Source organism: Modestobacter sp. KNN46-3 (assembly GCF_011039295.1).
In genome coordinates this window covers 1-7,199 of record NZ_JAAKGN010000198.1, presented here as the reverse complement: position 1 = coordinate 7,199, position 7,199 = coordinate 1, and the positions used below count along the sequence as shown (strand labels likewise).

The following is a 7,199-nucleotide window of genomic DNA, read 5'->3' as shown; positions in this document are numbered from 1 at the left end:
GGGAGGCGCCCGTCGACGGGCCGGCCCGCGCGGACGAACGCGTCGCCCGGGTCGGTCCGTGGCGCCGGCTGATGGTCAAGCCCGAACTCGGCTCGCTCATCGGGGCCGTCGTCATCCTGGGGTTCTTCTCCGCCCAGTCCGACGTCTTCCGGTCGCTGGCGGGGGTGGCCAACTGGCTGGACGTCGCCTCGGTGCTGGGGATCATGGCGGTCGCCGTCGCCCTGCTGATGATCGGCGGGCACTTCGACCTCTCGGCCGGCGTGATGACCGGCACCACCGCGCTGACCGTGGGCATCGTCGCGGTCGAGCTGCAGCAGAACATCTGGGTGGCGATCGCCGCGGCGCTGGTGCTGGCGCTGGGGATCGGCGCCTTCAACGGCTGGCTGGTCACCCGCACCGGACTGCCCAGCTTCATCATCACGCTGGGCACGTTCCTGATGCTGCAGGGGCTGAACCTGGGGCTGACCAAGCTGTTCACCGGGACGGTGATCGTGCGCGGGATCGCCGACGCCCCCGGCTACCACTCGGCCGAGCTGGTGCTCGCCTCCACGATCGACGTCTTCGGGCAGCCGTTCCGCGTCGCCGTCCTCTGGTGGCTGCTGGTCACGGCGGTGGCCAGCTGGGTGCTGCTGCGCACCCGGTTCGGCAACTGGGTCTTCGCCACCGGCGGTGACGAGGTGGCCAGCCGGAACGTCGGGGTCCCGGCGCAGCGGACGACGATCGTGCTGTTCATGACCACCGCCACCGCCGCGTGGCTGGTCGGTTCGATCACCGCCGTCCGGCTCACCTCGGTGCAGGCCAACACCGGTACCGGGCAGGAGCTGATCTACATCGTCGCGGCCGTGATCGGCGGCTGCCTGCTCACCGGCGGGTTCGGCTCGGCGATCGGCGCGGCCCTGGGTGCGCTGATCTTCGGCATGACCCAGCAGGGGATCGTCTACCTGAACTGGGACGCCGACTGGTTCTACTTCTTCCTCGGGGCCATGCTGCTGCTCGCGGTGCTCACCAACCGGCTGGTCCGGCGCTACGCCGAGGCGGCCCGGCGATGAGCACCGCGACCGACACGCCAGGTGGCGCCCCGCTGCTGGAGCTGCGCGGCATCGGCAAGGACTTCGGCTCGGTGATCGCCCTCGAGGGCATCTCCACCGCCGTGCGCGCCGGGCAGGTCACCTGCGTGCTCGGCGACAACGGCGCCGGCAAGTCGACGTTGATCAAGGTCCTCTCCGGGGTGCACCGGCCGACCCGGGGCGAGCTGCTGCTGGACGGCGAGCCGGTCGACTTCGGTGCGCCGCGCGACGCGCTGGACGCCGGCATCGCCACCGTCTACCAGGACCTGGCGATGATCCCGCTGATGTCGATCTGGCGGAACTTCTTCCTCGGCTCGGAGCCGACGACCGGGTGGGGCCCGTTCCGGCGGTTCGACCGGGCGACCGCCAAGGAGGTCACCCGGCGTGAACTGGCCGCCATGGGCATCGACATCCGCGACCCCGACCAGCCGGTGGGCACGCTGTCCGGCGGGGAGCGGCAGTCGGTGGCCATCGCCCGGGCGGTGCACTTCGGGGCGCGGGTGCTGATCCTGGACGAGCCGACGTCGGCGCTGGGGGTCAAGCAGGCCGCCGTGGTGCTGCGCTACATCGCCCAGGCGCGGGACCAGGGGCTCGGCGTCGTCTTCATCACCCACAACCCGCACCACGCGCACCCGGTGGGCGACCGCTTCCTGCTGCTCAACCGTGGCCGGAGCATGGGGGACTTCGCCAAGGGCGAGGTGACGCGGGAGCAGCTGACCGAGATGATGGCCGGCGGGGACGAGCTCACCCGGCTCGCCGAGGAGCTGGGGCGGCCGGGCGGCGCCTGAGCGGAAGGGTCGACATGATGACCGGACACGGGGACGACCGGACGACTTCATGACGGCTCGCGGTTGCTGCGCGTGTTGACCGTGTGACTCGTGGTGCGACTGGGACGCTCGTCGAGCCCACCCGTCCATCCCTCTTCCCCAGGGAGCGACCATGACGCAGCACGTGCGGCGCCCGGCCTCGGCGGCCGTCCGCCGGGTCCGCGCCGGACGCCGCCGGCCGTCCCGACTGCTGGCCGGTGCGCTGACCGCAGCCGTCGCGACCGTGCTGGTCGGGGCCGGCGGCGGCATCGCGCACGCCGAGCCGGTGAACCCCAGCGACGAGCAGCTCACCGGCGCCCAGACGGCGCAGGACGCTGCCGCAGCCGAGGTCGGCCGGATCGCCGGGCAGGTCGCGGCCGCCGAGGCGCAGCTGGAGCAGGTCCAGGTGCTGGCCGAGGCCGCCGGCACCGCCTACCTGGCGGCGGAGGAGGCCCGGGTGCTGGCCGAGGCCGCCGCGGCACGGACGGCGCAGGACCTGCAGGCCGCGGCCGACGCCGTCGCCGCCGCCCAGATGCGGATCGCCGAGTTCTCCCGGGACACCTACAAGAACGGCGGCGAGCTCACCAGCGAGATGGCCCTGCTGGACGTCGGTGGGCCGGCCGAGCTGGTGCAGAAGGCCGCGATGCTGTCCTACGTCGGCGACCACCAGGTCGACGTCCTGGGCGTGATGGAACAGGCCCGGGTGCAGCAGGCCCAGGCCGACGCGGCCGCCCGGGCGGCCCGCGACGAGAAGGTGGCGGCCGAGGCGGCGGCCGAGGGCGCCCGCGTCGAGGCCGAACGGCAGCTGGCCAACCAGCAGTCGGTGTACACCCAGGTGACCGCGGAGAAGGCGGCGCTGGACCAGCAGCTGCAGGACGCCCAGGTGCAGCTGCTCACGCTCCAGGGAGCGCGCAACGCCTACCAGGTGTGGCAGGAGCAGAAGGCGGCCGAGGAGGCCGCGGCCCGGCTGGCCGAGGAGCAGGCCCGGGCCCAGGCGCTCGCCGACGACCAGCAGGCGCTCCAGGCGGATGCCGACGCCACGGGCTCCGGCTCCGCCACCGGCTCCGGCTACGCCCGGCCGGCCGTCGGCATCACGAGCAGCTGCTTCGGCGCACGCTGGGGGGTCACGCACTTCGGCGTCGACATCGGCGCCCCCATCGGCACGCCGGTGCGCGCGGCCACCGCCGGGGTGGTCCAGCGGGCGGGGCCGGCGACCGGTTTCGGGCTGGCGGTCTACCTCCGCGGCGACGACGGCGCGATCACCGTGTACGGCCACGTCAACCGGCACTTCGTCCGAGCCGGGGAGCGGGTCGCGGCCGGGGACCAGATCGCCGAGGTGGGCAACCGCGGTCAGTCGACCGGGCCGCACCTGCACTTCGAGGTGCACCCCGACGGGCAGATGCACAGCGGCCAGGTCGACCCGGTGCCGTGGCTGCGTGCCCGGGGCATCACGATCCGCGGCTGCGGCTGACCCGGGCGACGACGGCGCGGCACCGACGCACTGCGGCCCGGCACCCTGGGGAGGGGGCCGGGCCGCGGTGCGTCGTCGGCTCAGGCGTTGTCGCAGTTCTCCGTGAGCCAGGCGTCCAGCCGGGTCTGGGCGTCGGTCGCCCCGGCCTCGAGGCCGGCGAGCTCCTCCTCCACGCTGGCCTGCCCCTCCGGGGTGGTCAGGTCGACGTCGGCCACGGCCTCCCGCACGCCGACGAACGTCTGGACCAGGACGTCCCAGTCGGCGCTGATCTCGGCCGGCGGGTCCAGCTCCTCCAGGTCGGCGATGGTCCGGTCGAGCGCCTCCTGCTGGGTCAGGCCGGCATCCGGGGGTGTGGTGAGCACGGTCTCGGCCTCGGTGCAGAACGCCTGGACCTCCTCGTCGGAGGTGGTGGCGGGACTGCTGGCGCTGCTGGAGCTGGTGGCGGTCGACGCGGCATCGGGCTGCTCGTCGTCGCTGCCGCAGGCGGCCAGCAGGACGACGGCGGCTGCGGCGGAGAGCCCGGCGCGGAAGGGGGTGGTGAGAGCGCGCATGCTCTCGACGGTAGCCGCTCCCGGCGACGGGCACCGGGGCCCGCCGGGCCCGCTACCGTGCTGCCCGTGACCGCCCCCGTCGACCCGCGGACCAGCTGGGCGCTGCCCGCACCCGGCACGATGGCGCCGGTCGCCGACCCCGAGCCCCTGGTCACCCGGGTGCTGGCCCCCAACCCCTCGCCGATGACGCTGGACGGCACCAACACCCACCTGGTGGGCGAGCCGGGCTCGGGCCAGGCCGTCGTCGTGGACCCCGGGCCGGACGACCCCCGGCACCTGGCCGCCGTCGAGGCGGCGCTGGCCGCCCGGGACGCCCGGGTGGTGGCCGTGCTGGTCACCCACCACCACGCCGACCACGCCGAGGCGGCGCTGCCGTGGGGACGGCACTTCGGTGCGCCGGTCGCTGCGGCCACCGGTGAGGTCGCCGGCCCGGGCGGCCGGTTGCTCCGGGCGGGGGAGCGGCTGCAGCTGGCGGGCACGACCCTGGACGTCGTCCCGACACCCGGGCACACGGCCGACCACCTGGCCTTCCGGCTGGCGTCGGGTGCCGTGCTGGTCGGCGACCACGTGCTCGGCCGGGGCACGTCGGTGGTGACGCACCCCGAGGGCGACGTGCTCGTCTACCTCGAGTCGCTGCGCCGGGTGCACGACCTGGGCCCCTCGGCGCTGTACTGCGGCCACGGGCCCGAGCTGACCACCGACTCCGGGGCGGTGCTGCGGTTCTACCTGGCGCACCGGGCGTACCGGGAGCAGCAGCTGCTCGACGCCCTCACCGAGGGGCCCCGGACGGTCGAGGAGCTGGTCGCCGTCGTCTACGCGGCCGTGCCGCAGGCGGTCTGGCCGGCCGCCGCCCAGTCGACCCGGGCCACCCTGGCCAAGCTGGTCACCGAGGGCCGGGTCGAGCCCGACGGGGACCGGGTGCGACTGTCCTGAGCCCGCCGCCGTCCTAGGGTCCCGGGGGTGGAGCTCGCGGGGGAGTGGGACGTCGTGGTCGTCGGTGCCGGGTCGTCGGGCTGCGCGCTGGCCGCCCGGCTGGTCGACGCCGGCCGGCGGGTGCTGGTCCTGGAGGCCGGTGCCGACCACCCGCGCCCCGAGGACTTCCCGGCGACGATCCGGGACGCCGCGACGATGGGTGCCGCGACCCCCGGGCACCCCGCGAACTGGGAGCTCACCGGAGAGCTCACCGACGACCTGCGCTGGCCGGTGCCACGGGGGAAGGTGCTGGGCGGTTCCAGCGCGCTGAACGGCACCTACTTCATCCGGGCCACCCGGGCCGACCTGGACGGCTGGGCCGCGGCGGGCAACGGCCTGTGGTCGGCCGATGCGCTGCGCCCGGCCTTCGTCCGCTGCGAGAGCGACGCCGACTACGGCGACCGCCCCGGCCACGGCTCGACCGGCCCGCTGCCGGTCACCCGGGTGCACCGGCCGCACCCGCTCACCGACGCCTTCGCCGGTGCCTGCGACGCGCTGGGCTTCCCGGCCGAGCCGGACAAGAACGCCGACGGCCCGCCCGGGCACGGGCCGGTGCCGTTCACGGTCGCCGACGGCGTGCGGGTCAACACCGCGATGGCCTACCTGTCCCCGCGCCGGGAGTCCCCCGGCCTCACCGTCGTGGGCGGGGTCCGGGTCACCCGGGTGCTGGTGGAGCGCGGCCGGGCGGTGGGCGTGCAGACCGACCGTGGCCCGGTGCGTGCCACAGAGGTCGTGCTGTCGGCCGGCGCGGTCGGCTCCCCGCACCTGCTGCTGCTCTCCGGGATCGGCCCCGCCGACCACCTGCGGGCCACCGGCGTCGACGTCGTCGCCGACGTGCCCGGGGTGGGTCAGGGGTTCAGCGACCACCCCGACGTCTACGTGACCTACCGGCCGGCCCGGCGCACCCCGATGCCCCGGGGGCTGCTCCCGCTGGCCACCGCGCTGAACACGGCCGACCACCTCGAGGTCATGCCCTGGCTCAAGCCGTTCCGGCAGGTGATGCTGTCGCGGACGTCGGGTCCGGCGCTGTCCGGCGTCACGGAGGTGCTGCGCCGGCCCGCGGCGACGCTGCGGGCGCTGCGGGGCGCCTCGGTGTCCCGGCTGCTGGACTCCGCCCGTCGGCGGGACGACCTCCACCTGGCCGTGGCGCTGCAGCAGGAGGAGAGCCGCGGCCGGATCAGCCTGACCACCGCCGACCCGCTGGTGCAGCCACGTATCCAGTACCGCTACCTGACCGCGGACGCCGACCGGCGACAGCTGCGGGCCGGCGTCCGGCTGGCCGCCGAACTGCTGCGCACCCCCGCCTTCGCCCCGCTGGTCGCCGAGCGCACCGGCCTGCCCGACGCCGTCCTGGCCGACGACCGGGAGCTGGACCGGTGGACCCGGGCCCACCTGGCGACCGCGGTGCACCTGGCCGGCAGCGCCCGGATGGGGCCGGCCACCGACCCCGGGGCGGTCGTCGACCAGCACCTGCGGGTGCGGGGGGTGGCGGGCCTGCGGGTGGTCGACACCTCGGTGATGCCGACGGTGCCCTCGCGCGGACCGGCGGCGACGGCCGTGGCGATCGGCGAGCGGGCCGCCGAGCTGATGACCGGTGCCCGTTGGAGGACCACCCTGTAGGGCGGCTCAGCGCTGGGCGTCGGCCACGGCGAAGGACCGGTCCAGGTAGACCGCGTTGCCGGACAGCAGCCGGTGCAGCTCCCGGAACGACCGGTCCAGCACCGCGGCGGGGTCGGTGTCCGCCGGGTCCGGGTCCGGCGCCTGCCCGGCCATCTCGGCCAGCCCGACCGACGCGTCGGCCAGCGTCGGCCACAGGTGGGCCCACTGCCAGAACTCGTAGGTGGCCGGCCCCACCAGGGCAGACGCGGGCGTCCCGAGCAGGCCGATGCCGTCGACGCCGGGCCGGTCGGGCGGCTCGCCCAGCCCCAGCAGCAGTGACTGCACCCGGTGGGTGCGGGCGAACTCGGCGGCCGGCTCGCTGCCGGGGACGAGCTCGGCCACCAGCCCCCGCTCGATCAGCGTGTCGAGCACGAGGTCGCAGTCGGGGACGCCGGCCTCCTCGGCTGCCTCGCGCACTGCGGTGCGGGTCCACGGGACGCCGTCCCGCACCCGGCTGGGCACCCCGTGCGTCAGCGTCCACACGTCGGCGGTGGTCTGGTCGCCCAGCAGCGGGCTGTCCCAGCCCAGCCGGACCACCCAGTAGCTCGGCGGCTCCCCGCGGTGCTGGTGGAAGGCCCCCATGGGATGGCCGAGGGGGAAGACGAGTGCCTCGTCGGAGGAGGGCATCAGCTCACCGCCCAGGTGTCCAGGTGGACGGCGTTGGGGGTGAGGA

Annotated in this window: 7 protein-coding genes; 5 read left to right on the top strand and 2 right to left on the bottom strand. The window is 75.4% G+C overall.

Going from position 1 to position 7,199, the window contains the following annotated elements; all coding sequences use genetic code 11:
• From G5C62_RS24230 to G5C62_RS24220, 3 genes are all read left to right on the top strand, one after another.
• Positions 1-1,049, top strand: a 1,049-nt coding sequence (locus tag G5C62_RS24230) for an ABC transporter permease (RefSeq protein ID WP_241176109.1), incomplete at its 5' end; no start/stop codon positions are given.
• Positions 1,046-1,855 (top strand): ATP-binding cassette domain-containing protein, encoded by an 810-nt coding sequence (locus G5C62_RS24225; protein WP_164703022.1) that lies wholly within the window; start codon positions 1,046-1,048, stop codon positions 1,853-1,855. The genes G5C62_RS24230 and G5C62_RS24225, both read left to right, overlap by 4 nt.
• A gap of 151 nt (positions 1,856-2,006) precedes the next feature.
• Positions 2,007-3,344 carry a peptidoglycan DD-metalloendopeptidase family protein gene (locus tag G5C62_RS24220; protein WP_164703021.1) on the top strand — a complete coding sequence of 446 codons (1,338 nt, stop codon included), beginning with the start codon at positions 2,007-2,009 and terminating at the stop codon, positions 3,342-3,344.
• Between the two features lie 80 nt (positions 3,345-3,424).
• Here the strand turns inward: G5C62_RS24220 and G5C62_RS24215 are convergent, their stop codons facing one another.
• A complete protein-coding gene (locus G5C62_RS24215) occupies positions 3,425-3,895 on the bottom strand; it encodes a hypothetical protein (RefSeq protein ID WP_164703020.1) in 471 nt (156 codons plus the stop codon).
• 66 nt (positions 3,896-3,961) lie between these two features.
• Between G5C62_RS24215 and G5C62_RS24210 the strand changes: the two genes are divergently transcribed.
• Both G5C62_RS24210 and mftG read left to right on the top strand, forming a co-directional pair.
• Positions 3,962-4,828, top strand: a complete 867-nt coding sequence (locus tag G5C62_RS24210; protein ID WP_164703019.1) for an MBL fold metallo-hydrolase — start codon at positions 3,962-3,964, stop codon at positions 4,826-4,828.
• A gap of 27 nt (positions 4,829-4,855) precedes the next feature.
• On the top strand, positions 4,856-6,487 hold the full coding sequence (gene mftG / locus G5C62_RS24205; RefSeq protein WP_164703018.1) for a mycofactocin system GMC family oxidoreductase MftG: 1,632 nt from the start codon (positions 4,856-4,858) through the stop codon (positions 6,485-6,487).
• A gap of 6 nt (positions 6,488-6,493) precedes the next feature.
• Here mftG and G5C62_RS24200 read toward each other — a convergent pair whose 3' ends face one another.
• Entirely contained in the window at positions 6,494-7,153 is a 660-nt protein-coding gene (locus G5C62_RS24200; RefSeq protein ID WP_036336383.1) for a hypothetical protein, read from the bottom strand.
• Positions 7,154-7,199: the final 46 nt, after the last annotated feature.

Bases quoted from the DNA above. Each gene is read 5' to 3' on its own strand.
- G5C62_RS24225 (WP_164703022.1), top strand. From the start codon at position 1,046: ATGAGCACCGCGACCGACACGCCAGGTGGCGCCCCGCTGCTGGAGCTG.
- G5C62_RS24220 (WP_164703021.1), top strand. From the start codon at position 2,007: ATGACGCAGCACGTGCGGCGCCCGGCCTCGGCGGCCGTCCGCCGGGTC.
- G5C62_RS24215 (WP_164703020.1), bottom strand. From the start codon at position 3,895: ATGCGCGCTCTCACCACCCCCTTCCGCGCCGGGCTCTCCGCCGCAGCC.
- G5C62_RS24200 (WP_036336383.1), bottom strand. From the start codon at position 7,153: ATGCCCTCCTCCGACGAGGCACTCGTCTTCCCCCTCGGCCATCCCATG.